Consider the following 20916-nt stretch of genomic DNA (forward strand, 5'->3'; position numbering starts at 1 on the left):
GGTGGGTCGAAGGCTATGAAAGAGTGAAAGTCCCGAAAGTCACGGTCGGCCAACAGCCTTGTGACGGCGGTACAGGTACATGGTGCTGGTCATGTACTCAAATGGAGGTGGGACAAACAGCGCCCCTAAAAGGTATAACGCTCGGTTAGGGCGCCACCGGAGCGGGACAGGAGCGTTTGTGAGGAGTTTCGCATCTTTATACAGTGAGTACGGGATTAACAGCCGTAAGAATACCATCAAAACAGATGTGATGACGAGAAGGCCAGTTGTGATCTGGTTTTGGAACATGAAGTGGAGGTACGTGATTCCGAAAAACACTACGAATAGAATTGGCCCGCCGATTAGTCCGGCGAGTGCGCCTTTCCACCATCCCGAAATTGGGTCTGGTGGGAAATCCTGTCCAGGTGACTGTTGAGTTACACCTGGCTGTGAGTTGAGGGTTTCATCACGAGTGTTTGCAGCGTTGGCACTCGGTGATTGTGATTCAGAATCGTTACTCGTGTCAGTAGAGTCCTGTGGTGATTCCCACTCACCACGCTCAGCAAAGGCAGTCGAGTTAGAGTTTGATGACTCAGACGCCATTACCGATAGGTAGACACACTATCGACATAAAAACTGGGCGCCACCGTTACTCTGGTAGTGCATATTTTAGTAGAGTGACTGCCGCTGATTTCGAAACCGAGTCACTGTGTGATGTTGGCGTTGGACTCAATACGCACTTTGGACATCCCTCATCATTGCTGCATGTACAATTTGTGATGCGCGAATATGCGTGTTCAGCAACCACTTCGAATTGCTCATAGAGCTCTCGAGCAAACCCAATCCCACCTGGTGCTGCATCATAGATGAACATTGCACTTGCTCCTTCTTCGGTGAGGCCGGTTCGCACACTACCACCCAAGTCACGAGTCTCAATGAGGAGTTCAGCTGGTGCCAAGTTTATGATCGTATTCATCGCAGCGGTTAACCCGTTCATGATATACTCTTCTCGGATTCCAGTGTTCGCCAAGAATTCACGATCGGAGATGTGCTGTTTTAATTCCGGTGACACGGTGAGCCACATTCCTTTTGTCCGCAGCACAGCTGGTGTCTCGATCCCGGTATCTTCGGTGCCGAGACTGTCATCTGACCCAACATCGCGTTTCACATAAGAAGGGAAGTACTCTTTCGCTCTAACCTCTCCAAAATGCAAGGTTAGAGAGTTAGTGAGCTCACGGGAGATTTCTTCTGACACGGGATTAACGGTGACTTCCCGATGAACCTCTGTATAGTAGTCTGCGTCTGTTGGCTCAAGCACAATCCGTCGTTCTCCTTGATCGAAGTCCACAACTTCACATCGTTGCCCTTGATAGAGGTAAACAGCGCCTGGATGGAAATCTCGATATGCGCGGGATGCGTCTGCATTCGGCAATTCAACGGTTACGCCATCATCCTTTCGAAGGGTGACATCAAACGTTTCTCGGCTAGTTGCGTAAATATCGATTGAGAGTTCTGGGTGATCATCCTCTACGTATGTCACGCCATGCGGGTCGTTCAGTTCACCAATGAATTCGTCGCCATCCTTAAACATCTTAATAGCGTGCTGGAGTCGTTTCCCAAACCATTCTGTGTCGTCAAGTGTGAGCGGGAGTTCCCGAGCGGCAACGCGAACATGTTGCGCATACACCGTGTTATTATCCACATTCACGACCGCGTCCTCGACAGGATCTTCTAATACGTGATTTGGATTCTCGACGATGTATTGGTTGAGTTGGTCTTCGTGTGGGACGAATACGCCAACGGCCATATTATCACCCCGACCGGCGCGTCCTAGTCGTTGCCAGAAGCCTTGGCGTGTCCCAGGATACCCGGCCAAGACTACACCGTCAATACTCCCAATGTTGATTCCCATCTCTAATGCACTCGTGCTTACCACTCCATCGATGACACCGGCCTTTAATTTGTCCTCAATACGGCGCCGATCTTGTTTTCGGTGCCCAGCATTGTACGGCCGAATCTCTGTGTCTTCTATATCTGTTTCTGCCATGCGTTCAACCGCTCGTCGCGCCCACATCGCATCCAACTCGGTCATTTTCCGAGTGTCAGTGAAAAGAAGTGATTGATAGTCTTGCGCGGTGAGTGACGCTAAGATTTCACTTGCCGTTCGATGCGCGGATCCAGTAGTTTTACTCTCGTCGGTGTCAGCGTCGACGGCATCAGTAGTATCGTGTGGATTGAGGAAATACAGGTCACGGCCGCCATGCGGGGTGGTCGCGTTGGTGACTGTTTGAACCGGTTTGTTGATGAGATCCTCGGAGTGTTGCTTCGGGTTGCCAATTGTGGCAGAAGTACAGATGTATTGCGGGTTAGCGCCGTAGTGATTAGCGATGCGGTCGAGGCGACGCGTAATCCAAGTGGCATGCATCCCGAGGATTCCCGTGTATGAGTGACTTTCATCAATGACAACCGTTGAAAGATGTTCAAAGAAATCATCCCAAGACGTGTGGTGTGGGAGGTATGCATTGAGCCCAGCAAAATTCGTGATGATGATGTCTGCGTTAGTGCGTGCAGTTTCTTTGGTTTGTTGTGGGGAATCACCATCGTACACGTAGATTTCTAAGTCAAGATTGAGTGTCTCAAACAGCTCTGTGAGTTCGGTTTGCTGATCACGGCTGAGAGCTTTTGTGGGGTAGATGAGTACCGCGGTTGCATTGTCATCATAAAATCGTTGTGCGGCAATATGAAGAGCGTAGATGAGAGTTTTCCCGCTTGCAGTTGGTGTGGAAACGCAGAGATTTGCTCCAGTCTGGAGTTTCCGGAGTGCCTCGGCTTGATGCGTGTATAATGTGTCGTGTGGGAGGCAAGACGCGAGTTCTGGCAACAGGACATTTTCAGCCGGTTCGCCTGCTCCAGATTGTGGTGGGATATACTCGTGGTTTTTGATAGCTGATTCTGGGAGTGGGAGTGTTGCAGGGTCGAAATCGCTGTTCGTGCTGCGGTCAGTCATTGTGTTTCCTCCTGGTTATTTGGAGTGGTTCCTTCAGCAGGTGTGGTGGCAGCGAATTCGTCAAGAGTGAGATTTTGGCCGGTAGTTTTGGTGTCAGCCGTTGAGGAGAATTCAACTACTGAGTTCGTTCCAGTTTGGGCATGTTGAGTGTCGATCTGGTCACGGTCGATGATTTTCTCCGCTGTTTTGAGGCGGTTGTAGATGTGGTGCATTGCCATGACGTCGTCACGACAGTATTCTTGCCAAGCATCCCAGTCGGGTTCGGCACCCCCATGCATCCATTCGGTGTATCGTTCAGCGGCGTCTGCTCCTGTGAGTTCGCCGTTACTCCAGTTAAATCCAACATGAGCCGCTATTGCAGAGAGTGTCCATGTGCGGGAGGGTACAGCACCGCATTTCTGAACGACATCAGTTTTCATATCCGCTTTCTTGATGCTGTTCCAAGCGCTCAGATGATCGTCTGTCCCGTACTTGGTGATGAAAGACTCAAGATGTGGGAAGTCAAAATTATTGCCGTTCCATGCAAGAAGAACATCCGCGTTGGTGTTAATGAGCCAGTCTCCAAACGCGGTGATGATATCGCTTTTCCGCTCTGGATCAGTTTGTATGAGTGATGCGTACTGGTCGGTAGACGCGTTATAGATACCGATCTGCCAAATGACCTCTGGCTGAAGACCATCTGTTTCGATGTCAATGAAGACTTTCTTAGAATCAGTGAATGGGACAGTGTCAAACCGGTACAAGGTGTCATCTTGTATTGCTCGCGCACCGCTAATGAACGCGGCTGCATTATATCCACCAACCCCTGGGACTCTCAGAATGTCTTCCGGGTCTGACTCACTGATGTCTTCCCGTGTCGTGTATCCGTGTGACTCAAGCCGATTCCGGTACTGGGAACCAAGTTGGTAAATTGCCTGAACGCCAAGTCGGTCACTCCGTAGGTGTTCTGTTTGCACATCACCACTTGCTGTAATCGTGGTTTTTGGAATGTACCGCGTTGGGTTCTGGGATTGGCCTTCTACCCAGTTAATCCCGCGAATCGGATTTGACAACTGTCGTGCGTTGATCGCATTTCCAGCTGGGATTTCAATAGTGAAATGCCGAATTGCTGGCGCAGTGATCGTCTGGATCGCATCGCGGTAGGCGCGAATATTGGTGATGCTATGGTCAAAGGTCGAGAAGTCATAGTCCTGGTCAAGGAATCCTGTGAGGATACTCACTGACTCGTCAAAACTTGCATTTGTGATTCCAGAAAGCGTATCGAGGTATGGAATAACCAGCAGAGTTTCTGTGTCGAAATAGTACGGGGTTGGTTCAGCAAGTAATCGCGGGGCAACAACTCGTTTCCCAACTGTGTACGCAAGATGTTTCGGTATGTCTGGGTCTGTCGCGTCCGGAACGAGGTAGATGTCGGGGTCGAAGTAGAAATCAATATCAGTCAGATCCCCATTCGGGAGTTCTGACACCAAAAAACTCGGGACTGTAACAATCTCGAACATATCTGCGGGCGTGATTACTTGTCGTTAGCTTGTCTGAGACCCTTCGCAGCATTGCCAAGACTGGTTTGCGTCGTTTCGGAAGTGGATGTTTCATCGTCGTTGGCAGCATCATCGTCACCCTCGTTAGTTTCGGTGTCGTCACTATCCGGAGTATCATTCTCACCGTCGTCATCTGCTACGGTCTCTTCTAGTTCAGTACCTGAATCTTCCTCGCTGCTGACTGCGCTCTCTGACTCGGGTGAATCTATGTCTTCACCAATGTTCTCAGCATTTTCTGCCTCTTCCTTGGTTGCGTTCTCTTCGATATCGACTTTCAGCTCACCTTTTTGTTCTTTATTTTCGAACTCACCTGTGAAATTGTCGTCTTCCTCTTCTTCAGTGTTACCAGTTCCACCTTCAGAGTCAGTAGTGGATTGATCTGCGTCGTTTGCAGCCTCTGAGTTTTCTTCCGAGAGGGTGGACTCATCATCCGTGTTATTGTTGTTGTTGGTTTCCGGAGACTCGGATGACTCCTGATGAGAGTTATCATCTTGGTCAGGATCCGGTTCAGGGTCAGATTTTGATTCAGGTGGGTTTTCAGTAGCACTAGTCTCGCTAGCACCATCTTGTGAGTCTGTCTCATCAGACACCGGTTCGGTTGCAGATTCCGTCTCATGAGTTTCAGACGCGTCACCAGTAGAAGAGAATGGCTCACCATCACCAGGATCGGCATCCACTGCATCGGCACGACTTACTGTGGCATCATCGTCATCTCCTTCAGCCATGTGTTCGGCCTCGCCAGCGCGTTCATCTTCTAGACTCTCTTCAGCATCTTTGTCTTCACTGTCTATGCCTTCAGTGCTATCAGACTCTCGCGTCTCTTGTTCTGACGCTGTTTCCTCTTCATCAGACGTCCCAGTATTTTCCTCTTCATCCCCACTCTCTTCTGCATCTGTCTCAACGTCAGCTCCGGGTGGTGCATCATCATCCACATCATCGCCACCAGTGTTTGAACCACGGTCAACGTTTGAATCAGCACTTGTCGATGAGTTCGGCGTGACTGTTCCGTCTACTTCATCATTCGAATCGTTAGCTTCGGTTTCCTCGATTTCAAGAGAACCATCGCCATCTGATTCTTCACTGTCACCATCCTCAGAATCACTACTGTTCCCGTTCACGGAGGTTGTCTGCGTGGCTCCTCCACCCGTTGACGACACAGTCCCACTAACAAGCGATTCACTTTCCTCAGTCTCGTCATCAGACTCCGACCACCCTCTTTGAATCCGTTTGTCACCGAGTTCTTTGAGGTGGTTGTTCAGAGTATCAAGAGCTTCATCAAGATCGGTGAGCGTGGCCTGCTGATTATCTAATAGTTCTTTGACGTGCTGGATTGCTGCGTCGAATTCCTCGTATTCGGTGTCAGAGAGTTGGTCGGCGTGATTCTGTTTGAAACTTTCAGCCTCGCCAATGCGTCGTTTGGCTTCACTTTGGAGTTCCACCCGTTTAGTGTGTTCATTGTCTTGTGACTCATTTTCTCTTGCGTCACGGAGGTACTCCTGCACTTCCTCTTCGGAGAGATTGTCAATCCGATTTTCTTTAATCGTGACCTTCTTCTTGTGGTCATCACCAGTATCGCTGAGCTCTTTTGCGGTTGCTGTTACGAGACCGCTATCACCGATTTCGAACTCGACTTCGATTTGCGGAGCACCTTGTGGTGCTGGCGGGATGTTTGTTAAGTAAAATTCTTTCAAGAATCGGTTTTTCTCTGCGAGTTTTCGCTCCCCTTGATACACTTCAATACGAACGTTCCGCTGGTTATCTTTACTTGTTGTGAAGATTTTCGTCTCATTAGCGGGAAGGCGTGTGTTCCTGTCAATGATAGACTTAAACAACCCACCTTTGACTTTCACGCCTAGGCTGAGAGGTGTGACCTGTTGAAGAGATACACTGTCATCATTACCGTGAATGGCTGCGCCTTTTGCAACAGCTTCGTCGGGATCCACCGATGTGTTCGGGACGATGTTGAATTCTTGTTCAAGGCGTTCACGTACTTGCGGCATTCGAGTAGCCCCACCAGCAAGCAAAATTTCATCCAGTTCATAGGAACTGTAGCCTGCTTTGTCAAGAGCATTCATCGTCGGTTCAATGGTTTGCTCGAGGAGGTGTTCCGTGATATCTTGGAAAGTTCGCATCGTTAGTTCAACTTCCAAGTGTTTCGGATCGCCGTCGACGACCATTAGGTACGGAACACGCAAAGTGACTTTTCCGTCACCCTGTGAACACAACCGTTCTTTGGCGTTCTTGGACTGTTCCCGGAGACGATATTTCCGCTCTCTGAGGTCACTATCACCTTCACCGGGCTGTTTTTCTAACGGGTTCACCCCGTATTGTATCTCAAACTGGTCAGCAGCCCAGTCCATGATTACTTCATCCCAGTCGTCACCACCGAGATGTCTGTCGCCACCCGTGCCTTCGACGCTGAAGTTCCCCTCTCCAATTTCAAGGAGAGATGCATCAAATGTTCCACCACCAAGGTCGTACACGAGGACAGTTTGCTCTTTGCAGGTTTCCTCGTTATACCCGTATGCAATCGCGGCTGCAACGGGTTCACGGATTGTATCAACAGCATCAGAGAGATCAACCCGGTTCCCTTCGGAATCCCCAAATTGAGCGCGTTTAGCAGCAGCAAGAGTAGCTTGGTTTTGATCTTCAGTGAAATACGCTGGGATTGTGATGATAGCGTCACTGATTTTGTCGATTGGTTTTGCTAGGCGCTCGGCAGCGTCGAACCGGAGTTTTTCGAGGATGTGAGCTGAGATGTCGGGTGGAGAATGTGATTCCCCGTCAATTCGGACAGTGTAGTCTTCTCCCATGTGGCGTTTGATAGATTTCACAGTGCGGTCAGGATATGCTTCAGCGCCATTGAGTGCGGGTTCCCCAACATAGGGTCGGTCACTGTCTTCTGATTCATCGGGGAAACGAACGACAGAAGGTGTGGTAACGTCACCTTCTGCGTTTTTGAGAATCTCGGCTTTACCGCCTTCCGTTATTGCAACTGCGCTGTTAGTCGTTCCGAGATCAATTCCGAGAACTGTATCTGCCATTACTCTATTTCGGTGGATGGAACTGTTTAAAAGTTAGGTGGATGGATTAAAATCACCAGATGTCTCTGACAAAGAATCCCCACCGCACAGCAACAAAGAGACCGTGAAGTGTCTCGGGGTCAAGGCCCGTGGCATTCGCCTTGACCGCCTGTAATCACTTCGTCCATACGCGGGTTTGACGCCGGGAAGACAAAGAGAAGACGATGCAAACACTGGTTCACACGAAAGGTCATGAATCCGAAGAAATCCCTTACACTTCAACACGACCAGGCGTCAACGCTGTTCGGCAAACCGCAATAAGAAACGCGTTCGGACAAAGTACAACCTTGGTATTGTGAATGACAACACTAGCCCGACCACTCCGATAGTCACAAATGACACGTCACCACCTGTAATGGCAAAGGCGTTCTGCACCCAGGTTGGGGTCTGGCCAACGTGAAGCCACCCAATCGTTGCTGTTGGGAATGCTGCCGCCCACAGAAACGAGAGTAGTCCAACAACCATCAACGGCTCCCACAATGTTTGATGAATGGGGAATCCTCGCACATACCGGTCATACCAGGTGTCGATACTCAGACCGATGATTGCGAACACACTCCCTGCGAAGAACGACGCCAAAAACAAGATGACGCCGCCAATTCGAAGAACCGGGAGTAATGTGGGTGCGTTGAATACACTCGGTGACACCCACGGATTTGTAAGTGCTCCAGCATTCCCGAAGATCATCCTACGGGAGAACACCCACGGATGAACATTACCACCTGCGTTTGCCTGTGCTCCGAGGAGAGTGAAGAAGAGGGCGACTATGAGTAGGACTCCGCCACGACGCCGATAAAAACGCGCTTTCTCACGGGTGAATAGGCTTTCACCCAGTGAATCAGCGTCATCAATAAATCCGCCTTGCGGGAGGCGGAGTTCAGCACTGTACGATGTGAGACCGACAATTAACGCGCCTAGTGACACCGAGAGAACAAAGATGTTCCCTGGATTGACGAAGTGTGCGATAGCATTCGGAGTTTGAGGAATGTATGTGATTTCAGCGGCGGTTACCTGCAAGACTCCCACGAGGCCAGATAGTAGGAGTAGACTGAGGCGATATTGCCAGGATTTCTTCCAAACGGAGAGTACAGTGTTAAGTGATTCAGCGGCTGAGGAGTCACCGCGGAATGAACTCACCCAGTTGTAGACTTGGTTTTGAGTAGTGGCGTCCGAAGATTGGGGTTCACTCTGGAAGCTGTTCCCCGTCTGTCGAGTGGGTTCATCAGGTGTATTTGATCGTGTTGGCTCGCTCTTTGTTGTTTGTGTCTGTTCTGGGTTAGTTTCCTTCAGAGAGTCATCTGCGGGCTGCCATTCTGCGCCGTCATTTTCTTCGAAAGAGTCCACTTCTTCTCTCTTTTTCTGGTAGTAGTCTTTGTGTCCGAGATCGTTGTACAGTTTCCGCTCTTTAGGATTGGTGAGTACGTTCTTTGCCTCAGTGAGCTGTTCAAAACAAATTTGCGCGTCAGCGCGGTCAGTCCGATCTGGATGGTACTCTTTGACGAGTGTGCGATATGCCTTTTTGATGTCTTCTTCATTCGCGGATTCGGAGACTCCTAAGAGTTCATAGAAGTCTTCAAAATCGAATCCGGGATTCTCAACATCAACAAAGGGGTGAGTCTCTCTCTGTCCCATAGGCTCGATGTTCTTGGGTACTACCAGCAGCGTCTTATAACATTTCCCCCAAAACACCGCTCCATACGCGACATCCTTCCCACCGAACGACGGGGGATACTTTCCCCGAAGAAAGATATTACGTCAGTTTCTACAACAGTACTTGTGGTTGGCGTAGCGGGTTTAAAAGACAAAGGTTTGTTATTCACTCTGGATGCGTGGCGCGAGCATGAACGTAGTGTTTGCATCACCTTCGACGGTCTGGAAGTGAATTTTGACAGGGAATTCTTCGCCGACTTCCATCGTCACTTCAGCATCACCAGGGATGGATCCGTTCATGTCCTTCAGATAGTCTACACTGAACAGAGAGTCCGCGCCGCCAGCTTGGAGGTCGATGAGTTCGTCTTGAGACAACTGGAGATTGACGTCGTCAGTGTCTCCTTCTGCTTCAGCGTAGAACACGCCGTCGGCTTCACTAGTGCCGAATGCAACATGGTCACTCACCATGTCTGCTGCGGTGATTGCACGGTCGAACTGTTTGCCTTCAAGAACAACTTCACTAGACAGTTCCAGGTCCGGGATGTCTGGCTCTTCACGGATGCTATCCGGATCGATGAGGGCAAGTGTGTATTCAAGCCCACCACAGCTGAGATGGAGTTTGCGAGTTTCGTCGTCGAGTTCGATGTGCGCTGGTTCACCTTCTCCGTTGAACAGCGAAATGATGTCGTTGAATCGGTTGAGATTAATGCCGAGAACGCCACCATCTGCTTCGTAAGACTCGAAGGCGTCAGCATTCAGGGTGAGATCGACCATACCAACGTTGGCTGGATCCACAGCACGAATTTGGATGCCATCGTCTTCGAGGTGGACTTTACACTCATCAACGAGTGCGCTTACTGGTGCAAATCCGTCTTCTAGCCGCGACGGCTCTATGATTGCGTTGAACATAGATTGGAGCTTCCATCATAGTGTATTACCGGTTCACTCATAAATGTACGTGTCTTAGACTGGTGGAAGGTCACAGACACGTCACAAAACGCACCCATCATTCAAGTATAAATATTTCAAACCACTTTGTCAAAATAGGAAATGCCATCACACAGGTCACCCCACGATACTGTTCTTTCCACAGGCATATCAGACCTAGACGAGCACTTAGCAGGAGGAATCCCAAGCGGGTCTGTCGTTGTGCTCAAAACAGAGTCTGATTCTCAAAGCGAACTCCTGTTTTACTCGCTTGTTGCCGAACGAGAAACACTCTACATTAGCACGATCCGGAACGAACGCGTAGTCAGGGCGACCTTCGAGACTGTTGGAATTGACTTTGATGCCCTTGTGACCTATACACCACCTGGTACTGCAATCGAAGAAATCTCCGAGATTGCGTGCAATGCTGAAGGTCAAACCAATATCGTTGTTGATTCAGTAGGTATGTTGGAGTCTGCCGATCGAGAAGAGTATCAGGAATTCCTCAATGATGTGCAAAACCACGTTCGAGAGATTGGTGGTGTTGTACTGCTTCATTGCCACAAAGAAAGGTCACCTGATAATCGAGAGATTACAACGACAGCAGCTGACATCATTCTTGACGTGGAGAGTCACGTAGAAGGTACAGCTGTTGAGCATTTCATCCATGTCCCGAAATACCGTGGAGGGAGAGCCTTCAGCAAACGTATCAAAGTCGAGTTCAGTGACTCTGTTACGATCGACACCGGTCGGGATATCGCTTAATTCAACCGCTACGAATCAGAGTTTTCCACAGCAGACACCCACTCTGGAGTTGGAACCGTCGTTGACCCAAATCCGTAGTATTCAGCAGTAACAGATAGTGTTCTCACGGTTCTGCCATCTTCCCACGTGACAGTGTAACTCGCGTAGTAGACACGTCCTGACTCACCCACAATAGCTAATCCATTATAGTTCAGAGGTTTGACGTTGATTTCATCAAGGTCTGCTTTATTCGCCTGAAGAACTACTAGCTGTTCTTCCGTTGTGATATTGGTCGCTGGTTTCGTTCCTGCAACGGTAAACTCACCAGTAGAGAAGATTTCACGAATAATCGTACCTGTGAGCATATCTTGCACAGCTTTTGGCGGGCTTCCCGTCGAGTAGGTAGGCTCCTGTGAAGTCTCGTTTTTCACGTATACTGCGTCGCCACCAACATAATACACCATTGTCTGATTATTTTCAGTGACGTGAGACAGCGCACGTGACTCATCCATGTCCACACTCATCGTGATATTTCGAACAGTTGTAGACTCCGCACTGGCAAACGACTCTGAGAAATTCGCAGTAAAGCCTCCGCTTTCCAGTACTGACTGAGCATGCACAGCCGTGAGCCTCGTCGCGTTTACGCCATTCCCTGTGATGCCAGGTGGAAGTTGAACTTGGGTGGAGTTATTCACCGAAGGTTCTGATCCTCCAGAGGAGTTATCTGGAGTTGGCGTCGGAGTGTCTGGTGTTGGAGATGGTGTCGCGGTCGGTGTCTGCTCCTCTCCACCGAACAACCCCCCACAACCTGACAACAACACCATAGTGACTGTGAGCACAATGCCAATCTGTTGGCGAGTGGGTGATGAAAGACTCATATCAGGAGTTCGCACTGTTCTGGTTTACAAGGCGCCATAACTTAAACCTAAGAACACACCGATCGCACCCACAGTTATAGCTGACACTGTTCTTGGTTTCCACAGGCGGCACAAATTCCGAGCAGTTGCCGTGCCGGTGAATAGAGAGTGCTGACCGGAACTTTCAATTCACGACCGTGTCGCCGATTAGCCACCCGTCTTCGGTATGGAACACCAAGCGAAGACCTGGGACGCTGGTTGTGTTCACATCGGTGGGGTTGGAGTGAGATACTTCGAGTTCTCCATTCACAATATAGGCATAGATAGTACTTCCTTCTTCAACATGCTCAGACAGCGTTGCCTCGTACGACTGGTCACCATCTGACGCTGTGATAGTGGTGCCTGAAGGCAGGTTACTGTTCGAGACAGTCACTGACACAACACCTTGCTGAGATAACGAGGACTCAAACCGGGTTACTTGTTGCTCTGCCTCGGAGACCCATTGAGGCTCTGACACACTGGTAGTTGTGATTTCAGATGCGGAGTACGAATACGTGTTATTCATTGTACCCACAGATGTCTCAACAGTTGCAGTTGCCGTGACCCGCTTAATGATGTCTGATTCACTGATAACGACTGTCGCGTTAACCTCTTTGACGGAATTACCAAACGCGGATCTTAGTGCAGACTGATTTCTGATTTGTTCCCCGGTGAATGTGTGGAGTTCTTCTCCGTTTTTCTCGGATTCTTCGGTGAAAGTGTAATTCACTCCAGTGAGGATGTGTGTGACTCGAGTGGGCGTTCTGTATGTCGCTCGGTTAGGCCGCTTTTTTGTGTACAAGTAATGATGTTCAGTGTTCTCCTCTACATCAAGAGTTGTGCGGTGATATGCACCACTCGAATGCACCCAAATGTCGCGTTTCGTAGTCTGCGCACCGAATTCATTGTATCGAGTTTTGTGCGTGTTACGATTAAGCTGGAATCTCCATCCGGAAGATAGCCCTAAGAATTCGCGCTGAGACTCAATTGTATAGTTCTCAGCTGACATCAGCGCACCATCATGTGCCGCTGTCAGGTTTGCTGGGCTGACGATTCCTTCTTCAGAAGTCCCTGTTGGGAATGTGGGCTCCGGAGGTGCTGGTGTAGGAGTGGGTGTGGGCGTGGTTGTATCTGGTGTCGATTGCTGGGCCGGTGTGTCTCCAAGTGACTGCCCTTGACCACCACCAAAAAACAGCGTGTACCCTCCTGTTAGGAGAATACCAACAAGAAGCACAACGATCGCTACTTTTCGTAGGCGAACCATCGTATATCGTGATGTACCGCTCCTGCTTCTATAAAGGCTAGCTCCGAGTGTCTTGATTCATTTGCCGCTGCGATAATTGTAGAAGAGTGGTTTCCGAAACCGTCAAAAGTCAACGAGGTTTTCGTACGGTGTCCCGTCATCAAGAGCGGTTTCTTTCTTCACGCGTTTGTTCCCTGAATTCGTTTCATACAACTCATCAGGGTGGAAAAAGTACCACCCGGAAACGTTATCGTTACCGTATCCAGGGTCACCAGATTCATGGTCGAAACGAACGCCGATGCGAGGTTCAGCTCCGAAGTTCTCTGCAAAGAACAGAAGGTCTTTGACTTCTTCTTCGTCGATGTATATTGGATCACCACCGCTTGATTTTGCTTCGATTGCGTAGAAATTCCCGCTGTCACCTGCTAGAATATCAGGGAGCTCCCGTTCTGTAGCACTTCCACTTGCGGGAGCCCGCATCACGGCGAACCCGTCGCCATCAAGCAAATTTACGAGTTCTCGTTCTCGACGGTCTCCTTTCGTGTTTGAATTCGGCATTAGCACATTACTGTAAGAACTGGGGAAATAAATGATTGGAAGATTCCGTCGACGGGAACGGAGGTGCTACACAGGAAGTGCCTGTGTAGCCATGTAGGCACCAACGACAAGCGCAGCTGTGTAGAGGAAATCGATGCCGATGATTTTGAATTTGTTCAGAAGAACAATGAGTGCGATCACGGGAACACCTAAGAGGACGAATGGATTCCGTGTCCATGCAGCTTTGGTGTGGCTCCAGACTTCACTTGCATCCTGCCGACTGGGGAACGCATGCAGTGAAAGAGATACACCGAACCACACCATAAGCCCGAAGATAATGAGTCCAGGAGAGGGTGGCCATGTGAGTGAGGGGGCAGTGAAGAACCGGTGATAGACCGCAAGTGTGTAAAAAACCCCGTATGCGAGAGTGGAGTTGATGAGGAAAGGAGCAATGGCGATGAAGAACATTGCGCGGTAGTATTTGGGTTTAGCGTGATTGACGTATCCAGCTGGTGTGTCAAATTGGAAGTAAACCACTTTTGAAACCGGGATGTGATATCGTTGGCAGAATTTTTTGTGCGCAAATTCGTGGAAGACAACACCGATGAAAGTGACGGTAGTGAGAACAACACGGAAGTGGTAGTTAACGTACTGGAGATAATAGAGGAGTCGAGACTGTTTGATCGACTCAAATACCATTAATTCGCCTGTAGCGCCGGGCCGTATTTAATCCTTACAGGGTGTCGCAGAGTGTTTCACCGAGAGAGGACCAAGGCGCACCAGGAGTCGAATTGTGGGGGAGTCACCCAACCGGGATTTTTTATATTTCAGTCTACCACTTACAGACAAGGTTCAGTAGCGCTTCGCATCCCACTAAATAGAATACACTGACTCATCTCACCATGACTCCTGGGAACTCGGATGAATCTGACTCCTCCTCTGGCAGGTTTTGGGAATCCTCAGCCGCAGTATCTGAGTCACCCAATGAGTCATCTGGCGGTTCATCTACTGAACCAACAGACTGGGTGCCTACTTCGTGCCCGATTTGTAGCGGTGGGCCCCTTATCGCAGATGGGAGCTCAGCAATCTGCTCCAGTTGCGATCGGGAATACACAGAGGATGAACTTTGCGAGGAATGCGGGGGTTGCATCGATTATTCTAATTCACCACCCCATTGTCGGGATTGTGGGATTGTTGTCGATGACACTCCAAGCCTTGAGAGTCAACACGGGTGGGAAACCGCGCGTGATAACAAACGAACAGGGCCAGTGGAAACAGAAACCAAGAGAAACCGCGGTCACACAACGAGTATCGGTGAGATAAGAGATATTAACGTCTCTCTATCAGACTCTCAAAGGCACCGTATTCAACGCCTTCAGAACACCCAACGTCAATTCCGTAGATACGGGAGTTCAGAGCGCACCACAAAGTACGCGATGGATGAGCTTAGTCGGATGGTTCCGGGACTTGGACTCCCGACACGCGTCCGTGAAACCGCTGCTGTCATCTACAGACAGGCTACAAACAAAGACCTGCATATTGGCCGGTCTGTTGAAGCGATTGCGACTGCTGCTCTCTATTTTGCATGTCAACAAGAGGATGTTGCTCGTCGGCTTGAAAAACTCGCAGAAGTATCTCGTGTAGACCAGTCATGTGTTTTCAATGCGGTGAAAACGCTGAGTCAGGAGCTTGGAATCCCAATCAAACCAACAGACCCCGGGAAGTATGTCTCACAATTCGCGTCCGAACTCGCGGTCTCTGGAGAAACAGAACGGTCAGCACGGGAACTTCTTGAAGAAGCAGAGTCACGGAACGTGTTTTCTGGTCGGAATCCCGCTGGGCTTGCAGCAGCAGCCATCTATGAGGCTTCATTATCACCAGAAGCGCAACACCTCTCCCAAGACGAAGTTGCTGAAGCTACTGATGTCTCTATGAAGACGATTAGTGCTGCCTACCGGAAACTCCGGGAAGATGACTAATGGTTGCGGTTCTGCCCAAGTCAACATCTAGGAGTGGGAACCGTCAAAAGAGGTACACAGTGAAGACCAGAATAAGATTCCCCATTGTGAGTGCTATACTGAGTCCCAAAACGATCGGGACCATGTAAGGAATCCCAGGTGAGATCCAAACAGTTTCGTGTGGGTGTGAAGAGAGATAGTCGAGAGATTCTCGGAGTTGCCCTGGTGTGATACGACTTGAGGGAAAAGCAGATTCTTGAAGAAATACTACTGCACCCCACGGATCGCCGCCACCGGACTCATCTAGTGGTGGTTCTGAGATGGGGGTGTCGGTTTCAGCAGTTGTTCCTGGATTTTCCCCAATACTGAACGACCGATATGACGACGAGTCGTCGATGAGTTTTTCAACGGTTGTTTCTCGCCAATTCACGTATTTTTTGAGGACACCGATGTCAACACCCTCTTCAGAGCCGTCAAAAAAGGTCTGAATGGGGACGCCACGTGAGTTAGTGATGTTTTGGATGTCAACGGGACGTCCAACAAACATGAATGGTGAGAAATTCCCATGGAGGGCATTCCAAATTGCAAGCCCGAATGGGAAGGTAATCCCGATGATTACGACGTTTAGGAGGATGGTGAATGAAAAGACACCGTATTCTGTAAAGAGGAGTGGGAAAGCTCTTGGGGCTCCTAATTGCGTGAATACAGCTGGAACGGCGTAGTGGGGAACTATAGGATACAAAAACGAAAATACCATGATTGCTTTGGCATCAGCGCCGCCGAGCCATTTTGTATACCAAGCCAGATAGCCGAATGGGATCAAGACGGTGATACTGATGATGGTAGCAATGAAGAAATGCGGTGTTTCACGGTATACTGCTTGGTTCCCGGCGATCTGGGAAAGATCGAGGAGGAACGCAGTAAAGGCTAACCCAACGATCGGGAGCCAGGTTTTGTTGGGGACACGGCGTGTACTGTAGTCTTTCCATGCAGCCCATCCAAAGATGGGGAGAGCAAGTAAGCGGATGAGGTCAGGGAGTAACGGAGATCGCAACATAGTGATTTCGTGGTTCGTTGTTAGTATGTCTTGCAGGTTATCTCAATTAAAAGTATGCGTGGGAGAACAGCACGGCTACGCTGCATGACATTCTGTGCAACGACGAAATTGATGACAGTAGGACAGACAGCACCACTTCGGTGTGCTAGGTTTTCGAAGTGGGACGGGTTCCTGAGTGCCGTGCTGATTACCGGTCGGGCACCCCAGAGAGGCGTCCTAGCTGGCCTCTGGGAATCCGGTAATCACGGTCACTCTATTTTCAGCTTTAGTACCGTCCATACTGAGACTAATGCCTCAGTATTTGTCGCGGCATCTGGAACCTATCGACGCCGCTTGGGTCTGTGTTCTTGATGATTGGTCGAATCACCTCGGTTGGTTCATAGTTTGCATACGTGTCTTGGAACAGCATGTTGGGCTAATGCTTTGAGTATGTTAAAACTTCGCTTATAGAAAACTCGTCACAGGTCTGGATTAACTGCTGGGCTCTTTTCACCCTTAGCCCCGTTAATATGCGCTTGCACACGATTTTTCACGTCGGACGTGTCTTCAATTGTCTGGAACACGATGTCTGCTTGGTGCGGACTTGAAGAGTAAATCACGACATCACCCACAGAGAGCAACCGGGCCAGCGGTGACTGGTTAACTCGAATATGATCCGCATCTTCATACCGAATCTCAGTGTCCCCACCGATGATTCCCGTTTTCACAATCACGCGTTGGTTAGTGACTACGTAGTATGCAAGCTCTCGACGCGCATATCCCCACACGCAAACTGTGACTCCGAACGGTGCAAGAACCACAGCAAACAGTTCGAATTTCCCTATGAGGTCTACAAACATAGGGAACAGTACACCAAACACTGCAATGACAATTCCGCCTGCAATAATCCCGTACATCTGCTTCTCCGACGGTTGACCAACCCATTCCACCTCTTCGTCGGGATGTTCTTCGAACCATCCGGTCTGTTTAACTGGCGAGCGAAGTGCCATCATCATACACTTGGACATCCGATGGTTTACCTTTTAGCAACGCTCCGAAAGTTTCGACCACCATCTTTGGTCTTGAGAACCGAGTGGGAAGAGTTCACTGGCGTTGATTTGGTGCTCCGTATTTGAGTCGTTCAATAGCGCCGACGATCGACTCGTATGTCGGTTGCACTTGCTTCCCATTTACTAACACAATGAAAGTCGGCGAATTCGCGCTACGATCCGCGCCTTGAGTGGCGTTCTCGGTGGTGGGGAGTTGGGCTAGTGCTGACTGCGCATCATGCCGAATAACCTCACCGTATGTATCTGATTGCACCGCAGTCTGAAGTTGTTCCTTTTCTACACCAATTTCGACACCAAGTCCGTAGGCTTCCTCAACGGATGACACACCTCGTTTCATGAGTAGGTCAATCCAATCCCAAAACACTCCGTCACCACGTTGATCTTGAATGCATCGTCCAATAGTCGCTAATTTGTACGACAGTGTAGACGAGTCAAGCGGTGGGGCATCATGATGTTCATATCGGATGCGTGTGCCATATTGATGTTCAATTTCAGGAAGGACGCTGTGCCAATACGTTGGGGCACGGTTGGCTGCGTAATCAACATACTGCGCAACGATAACTGGAGCACTATCTTCGCACCGTGTAGGTGCAGGAAGACCTGTCACAGGATTTTCGTCGGTTGAATACACGTCTCCAGTGACCAACGCGCGTAGCGTATCCCCGGTGAAAGGGTTTGACAGAAAGATTTCCGCAGAGTCAGTTACGCGTTTGCGGAGAGCTTGTACTCGTTCATCATCCATAGCCCGTCTACCTCAGAATAGAGCATCGAATTGGTAAAGAATTAGGGGTGTGCTTCGGTCTCTCCTCCCCACCGATGAATAGTCACAGCATCCCTTGAGACTGTGATATTAGTCTCATAGCGTTGTTGGGTCTCCAAAAGTGGTGATTTGGCTTGAAGATCTCGTTTGGCTTCCTCAACGTTTGTTTCTAGTTTTTCGACATCAGGTGAGGGCTTACTTGGAGAGTCTACAGCAATTACCGCGTCAGCAAGCTTCTCGTGATGGTGACTGATGAGGAGTGACTGAGCAAGAAGTGTATTTGCCGCGTACACATCGGAGAGTTGGATTTGATTCTTAGTGTTGTCGAGTGTTTCAACACGGGCAAAGATGCATGGTGGATTGAACGTCCAGTCCCCTAAAACCGGATGCTCATCTAGAAAGCCAGCCGAGAACTCTATCAGATCATGTTTAGGGAATTCTGTAAAAACGCGACATATAGCTTGGATAACTCGGTCAGATTCGTCGCGTTGAACAGCAGTGTCACTAGTTAACTTGAGATGTGGATAAGCAGTTGCGACCGCAGCCTGTGACTGGTAAGTAATGATATTACTGCTTGATTTGCTATCTGCTTCTCGGAGTGTGTCTACATTCTCAGATGACACAGCTATAGAGCTGTTTGCAGTCACGAGTCACATGGCTGTAATCCGTGGAACGGTTTAGACATTCGTGTTTTGATGCTATTCACTCAGTTCAGCACGAGCAACGCGAAGGTTCTCATCAATAGCGCGCTCAGTGACATCACGGATTTCCGCAATGCGTTCAGTATCCCAGCGTTTGGGGCCTTCTTCGATAAGGAGATAGTCTATAGCAGCCTGTTCACTCCCAAGAATACGGATGAGTTCGGGAAGTCTATCCCACGCATTGACGTCACTCCCTTCATGTTCCCATCCACGTTGCACGCCGAAGAACGACGACGTTTCATGATCATAACTACCCCTGATCTTCACGTACCCGTTTTCTTCTAGGTAGCCGCGAATGTGGACTGGCAGTGTGTCGTAAGCATCTTCTGGAACCGGGTAACTTTGGAGGTCCGGGACTGAGAGAACATCAAAGACGTTCAGATCAAGATGATCTTCAGTCACGAATCGCATCACGTATCCGCTTTTCGTCCCAATCTTCCCCTCAGTGATGCTAAGACTGTACTCTTCTTGCTGCTCGGTATCTTCGCTGGTGCTGTCGTCCGTGTCTGGAATATCGTCTCGAAGCTCGCCAGCACCTCGACCGCGTGCGACTTGCGAAGCCACTGATGTAGGGTCTGTTAGCTGGGAGAAGTCTGTCCCAGTCGATCCTTCGTAGATCAGAACATACACTAAGTTGTCATCGATTGACTCTTGAAGTGCATCAGATTGATTTGTGCTATCTGTCATAGTTTTCGCCACTTGAGCGGGGCGCTCATCAGTGGTCTTGGTGCATAGTTCATGGTAGCAACCTTAAAATAGTTAGGCCGCTGTTCCGCCTCACTCATCTACACTCTGCCCGCAGAAACCTCTAGGGCGTATTCAACAAACTCAGCTGGAGTCGAAACTTCGTGACGGACATCACTAGACACTTCAAGAGTCTTCGAAGGAGCACCTCTCCCACCAGGATTCTCACCAACACCAATCAATCCTTGTTCCTCGAAGTCGTCCCGTCGACGCGTAATTGATGCGTCGGATGAAATCCCGATCGACGAGGCCCAACTACTCACCACAGATTGGTCCAATCCAAGCCATGCTCCCGTTAGAACAGCAAGATCTCCAACATCCAAGCCATCTCCGGCGGGATGCAAAGTTGAACACGCACCGACCATTTTCTCAAACACATTCACCGCCTCACTTCCAGCAGTTGCTTCCAACTTCTCAAGAACATCTTCCCAGGACTCAATCTCAACCGTATACTTCTCGCTAGTACTCAAAATATCCTCTAAGGCGCCGCGATAGTCTTGAGGGTCATAGGCAGAGAAAATCCCGTGTGAATCCCCCATACAGATGATAGCGCCTACATCATCCGGTGTGACAAATATGGTAGTGCTCCCCATCTCACGGATATCCTGGTTCGAAACGTAGAATCCAACATCCACATCTTCAAGTTCACTGTGGCTATTCGAAGTAGAAAGTTCGCTCATAAGCACTTCGAGTTTGAAATCAGCAGCCACTCGTTTCAAGATAGTTTCTTCTTCGACAACCACGGACACCTCGTCAACGTTAGCACCTGCTCCATGACCAATCTCACTCCACAAGACTCGCACGAGGGCATCTACGTGTGTCTCGTCTCTCATGTAGACACAGAGGTGGTCTGCTGCTTTCTCCAAGACTTTCAAATAAATCGGTCGGAGCTCACGAGAGAGTGTACGGTCGTAACTCTTCACCGCCATCAGGAGACAGTAGTTGCAGTACAAAGTTAAACATGAGGTGGGGTCGGTGATTTACTGAGTCTTTGTACAGGCGGTTCGAGGCGACTGCCTCGAGGCTTGACCCCGGGGTGGGTT

Annotated in this window: 17 protein-coding genes; 2 read left to right on the forward strand and 15 right to left on the reverse strand. The window is 49.5% G+C overall.

All coding sequences use genetic code 11. From position 1 onward, the window contains the following. Positions 1-628 precede the first annotated feature (628 nt). The 5 genes from QYL91_RS17900 to QYL91_RS17920 all read right to left on the reverse strand — a co-directional run bounded on the left by QYL91_RS17900 (position 629) and on the right by QYL91_RS17920 (position 10166). Complete coding sequence (locus QYL91_RS17900) at positions 629-2986, reverse strand: DEAD/DEAH box helicase (RefSeq protein WP_302083400.1); 2358 nt, start codon at positions 2984-2986, stop codon at positions 629-631. Continuing rightward, a complete protein-coding gene (locus tag QYL91_RS17905; protein ID WP_302083402.1) occupies positions 2983-4485 on the reverse strand; it encodes a ribonuclease H-like domain-containing protein in 1503 nt (500 codons plus the stop codon). The genes QYL91_RS17900 and QYL91_RS17905 overlap by 4 nt, the downstream gene beginning before the upstream one ends. A gap of 14 nt (positions 4486-4499) precedes the next feature. Next, on the reverse strand, positions 4500-7568 hold the full coding sequence (locus tag QYL91_RS17910) for an Hsp70 family protein (RefSeq protein WP_302083403.1): 3069 nt from the start codon (positions 7566-7568) through the stop codon (positions 4500-4502). 273 nt (positions 7569-7841) lie between these two features. Then, complete coding sequence (locus QYL91_RS17915; RefSeq protein WP_302083405.1) at positions 7842-9239, reverse strand: J domain-containing protein; 1398 nt, start codon at positions 9237-9239, stop codon at positions 7842-7844. Positions 9240-9419: 180 nt separating this feature from the next. After that, positions 9420-10166, reverse strand: coding sequence for a DNA polymerase sliding clamp (locus QYL91_RS17920; protein ID WP_302083407.1), 747 nt, complete (start codon positions 10164-10166; stop codon positions 9420-9422). A 141-nt stretch (positions 10167-10307) separates the two neighbouring features. On the opposite strand from QYL91_RS17920, the gene QYL91_RS17925 reads away from it, so the two are divergent. Then, positions 10308-10949 carry an RAD55 family ATPase gene (locus tag QYL91_RS17925; RefSeq protein WP_302083409.1) on the forward strand — a complete coding sequence of 214 codons (642 nt, stop codon included), beginning with the start codon at positions 10308-10310 and terminating at the stop codon, positions 10947-10949. An 8-nt stretch (positions 10950-10957) separates the two neighbouring features. On the opposite strand, the gene QYL91_RS17930 is transcribed toward QYL91_RS17925, so the two are convergent. The 4 genes from QYL91_RS17930 to QYL91_RS17945 all read right to left on the reverse strand — a co-directional run bounded on the left by QYL91_RS17930 (position 10958) and on the right by QYL91_RS17945 (position 14303). Next, positions 10958-11806, reverse strand: coding sequence for a DUF7537 family lipoprotein (locus QYL91_RS17930; RefSeq protein WP_302083410.1), 849 nt, complete (start codon positions 11804-11806; stop codon positions 10958-10960). 163 nt (positions 11807-11969) lie between these two features. Further along, on the reverse strand, positions 11970-13088 hold the full coding sequence (locus QYL91_RS17935) for a hypothetical protein (RefSeq protein WP_302083412.1): 1119 nt from the start codon (positions 13086-13088) through the stop codon (positions 11970-11972). Between the two features lie 102 nt (positions 13089-13190). After that, entirely contained in the window at positions 13191-13625 is a 435-nt protein-coding gene (gene hjc, locus QYL91_RS17940) for a Holliday junction resolvase Hjc (RefSeq protein ID WP_302083414.1), read from the reverse strand. A 66-nt stretch (positions 13626-13691) separates the two neighbouring features. Continuing rightward, positions 13692-14303, reverse strand: coding sequence for a metalloprotease family protein (locus QYL91_RS17945; RefSeq protein WP_302083416.1), 612 nt, complete (start codon positions 14301-14303; stop codon positions 13692-13694). 203 nt (positions 14304-14506) lie between these two features. Here QYL91_RS17945 and QYL91_RS17950 point away from each other — a divergent pair, with 203 nt between their 5' ends. Further along, entirely contained in the window at positions 14507-15583 is a 1077-nt protein-coding gene (locus QYL91_RS17950; protein WP_302083418.1) for a transcription initiation factor IIB, read from the forward strand. A 43-nt stretch (positions 15584-15626) separates the two neighbouring features. On the opposite strand, the gene QYL91_RS17955 is transcribed toward QYL91_RS17950, so the two are convergent. The 6 genes from QYL91_RS17955 to QYL91_RS17980 form a co-directional block, all read right to left on the reverse strand. Further along, positions 15627-16619: an A24 family peptidase C-terminal domain-containing protein gene (locus QYL91_RS17955; RefSeq protein WP_302083420.1), complete on the reverse strand. Its 993-nt coding sequence runs from the start codon at positions 16617-16619 to the stop codon at positions 15627-15629. 458 nt (positions 16620-17077) lie between these two features. Next, on the reverse strand, positions 17078-17608 hold the full coding sequence (locus tag QYL91_RS17960) for a PH domain-containing protein (RefSeq protein ID WP_302083423.1): 531 nt from the start codon (positions 17606-17608) through the stop codon (positions 17078-17080). A gap of 94 nt (positions 17609-17702) precedes the next feature. Further along, positions 17703-18410 (reverse strand): thioredoxin domain-containing protein, encoded by a 708-nt coding sequence (locus QYL91_RS17965; protein ID WP_302083425.1) that lies wholly within the window; start codon positions 18408-18410, stop codon positions 17703-17705. 41 nt (positions 18411-18451) lie between these two features. Then, complete coding sequence (locus QYL91_RS17970) at positions 18452-19075, reverse strand: hypothetical protein (protein ID WP_302083427.1); 624 nt, start codon at positions 19073-19075, stop codon at positions 18452-18454. Positions 19076-19126: 51 nt separating this feature from the next. Next, positions 19127-19816, reverse strand: coding sequence for a hypothetical protein (locus tag QYL91_RS17975; protein WP_302083429.1), 690 nt, complete (start codon positions 19814-19816; stop codon positions 19127-19129). 98 nt (positions 19817-19914) lie between these two features. Next, the gene (locus QYL91_RS17980) at positions 19915-20796 is read right to left on the reverse strand and encodes a transcriptional regulator TbsP domain-containing protein (protein WP_302083431.1); all 882 of its coding nucleotides are present in this window, start codon (positions 20794-20796) and stop codon (positions 19915-19917) included. Positions 20797-20916: the final 120 nt, after the last annotated feature.

Source organism: Salinibaculum rarum, from assembly GCF_030505615.1.
Lineage (GTDB): Archaea > Halobacteriota > Halobacteria > Halobacteriales > Haloarculaceae > Salinibaculum > Salinibaculum rarum.

Coding starts and splice junctions, on each gene's coding strand:
- QYL91_RS17900 (WP_302083400.1), bottom strand. CDS start 2,986: ATGACTGACCGCAGCACGAACAGCGATTTCGACCCTGCAACACTCCCA.
- QYL91_RS17905 (WP_302083402.1), bottom strand. CDS start 4,485: ATGTTCGAGATTGTTACAGTCCCGAGTTTTTTGGTGTCAGAACTCCCG.
- QYL91_RS17910 (WP_302083403.1), bottom strand. CDS start 7,568: ATGGCAGATACAGTTCTCGGAATTGATCTCGGAACGACTAACAGCGCA.
- QYL91_RS17915 (WP_302083405.1), bottom strand. CDS start 9,239: ATGGGACAGAGAGAGACTCACCCCTTTGTTGATGTTGAGAATCCCGGA.
- QYL91_RS17920 (WP_302083407.1), bottom strand. CDS start 10,166: ATGTTCAACGCAATCATAGAGCCGTCGCGGCTAGAAGACGGATTTGCA.
- QYL91_RS17925 (WP_302083409.1), top strand. CDS start 10,308: ATGCCATCACACAGGTCACCCCACGATACTGTTCTTTCCACAGGCATA.
- QYL91_RS17930 (WP_302083410.1), bottom strand. CDS start 11,806: ATGAGTCTTTCATCACCCACTCGCCAACAGATTGGCATTGTGCTCACA.
- QYL91_RS17935 (WP_302083412.1), bottom strand. CDS start 13,088: ATGGTTCGCCTACGAAAAGTAGCGATCGTTGTGCTTCTTGTTGGTATT.
- hjc (WP_302083414.1), bottom strand. CDS start 13,625: ATGCCGAATTCAAACACGAAAGGAGACCGTCGAGAACGAGAACTCGTA.
- QYL91_RS17945 (WP_302083416.1), bottom strand. CDS start 14,303: ATGGTATTTGAGTCGATCAAACAGTCTCGACTCCTCTATTATCTCCAG.
- QYL91_RS17950 (WP_302083418.1), top strand. CDS start 14,507: ATGACTCCTGGGAACTCGGATGAATCTGACTCCTCCTCTGGCAGGTTT.
- QYL91_RS17955 (WP_302083420.1), bottom strand. CDS start 16,619: ATGTTGCGATCTCCGTTACTCCCTGACCTCATCCGCTTACTTGCTCTC.
- QYL91_RS17960 (WP_302083423.1), bottom strand. CDS start 17,608: ATGGCACTTCGCTCGCCAGTTAAACAGACCGGATGGTTCGAAGAACAT.
- QYL91_RS17965 (WP_302083425.1), bottom strand. CDS start 18,410: ATGGATGATGAACGAGTACAAGCTCTCCGCAAACGCGTAACTGACTCT.
- QYL91_RS17975 (WP_302083429.1), bottom strand. CDS start 19,816: ATGACAGATAGCACAAATCAATCTGATGCACTTCAAGAGTCAATCGAT.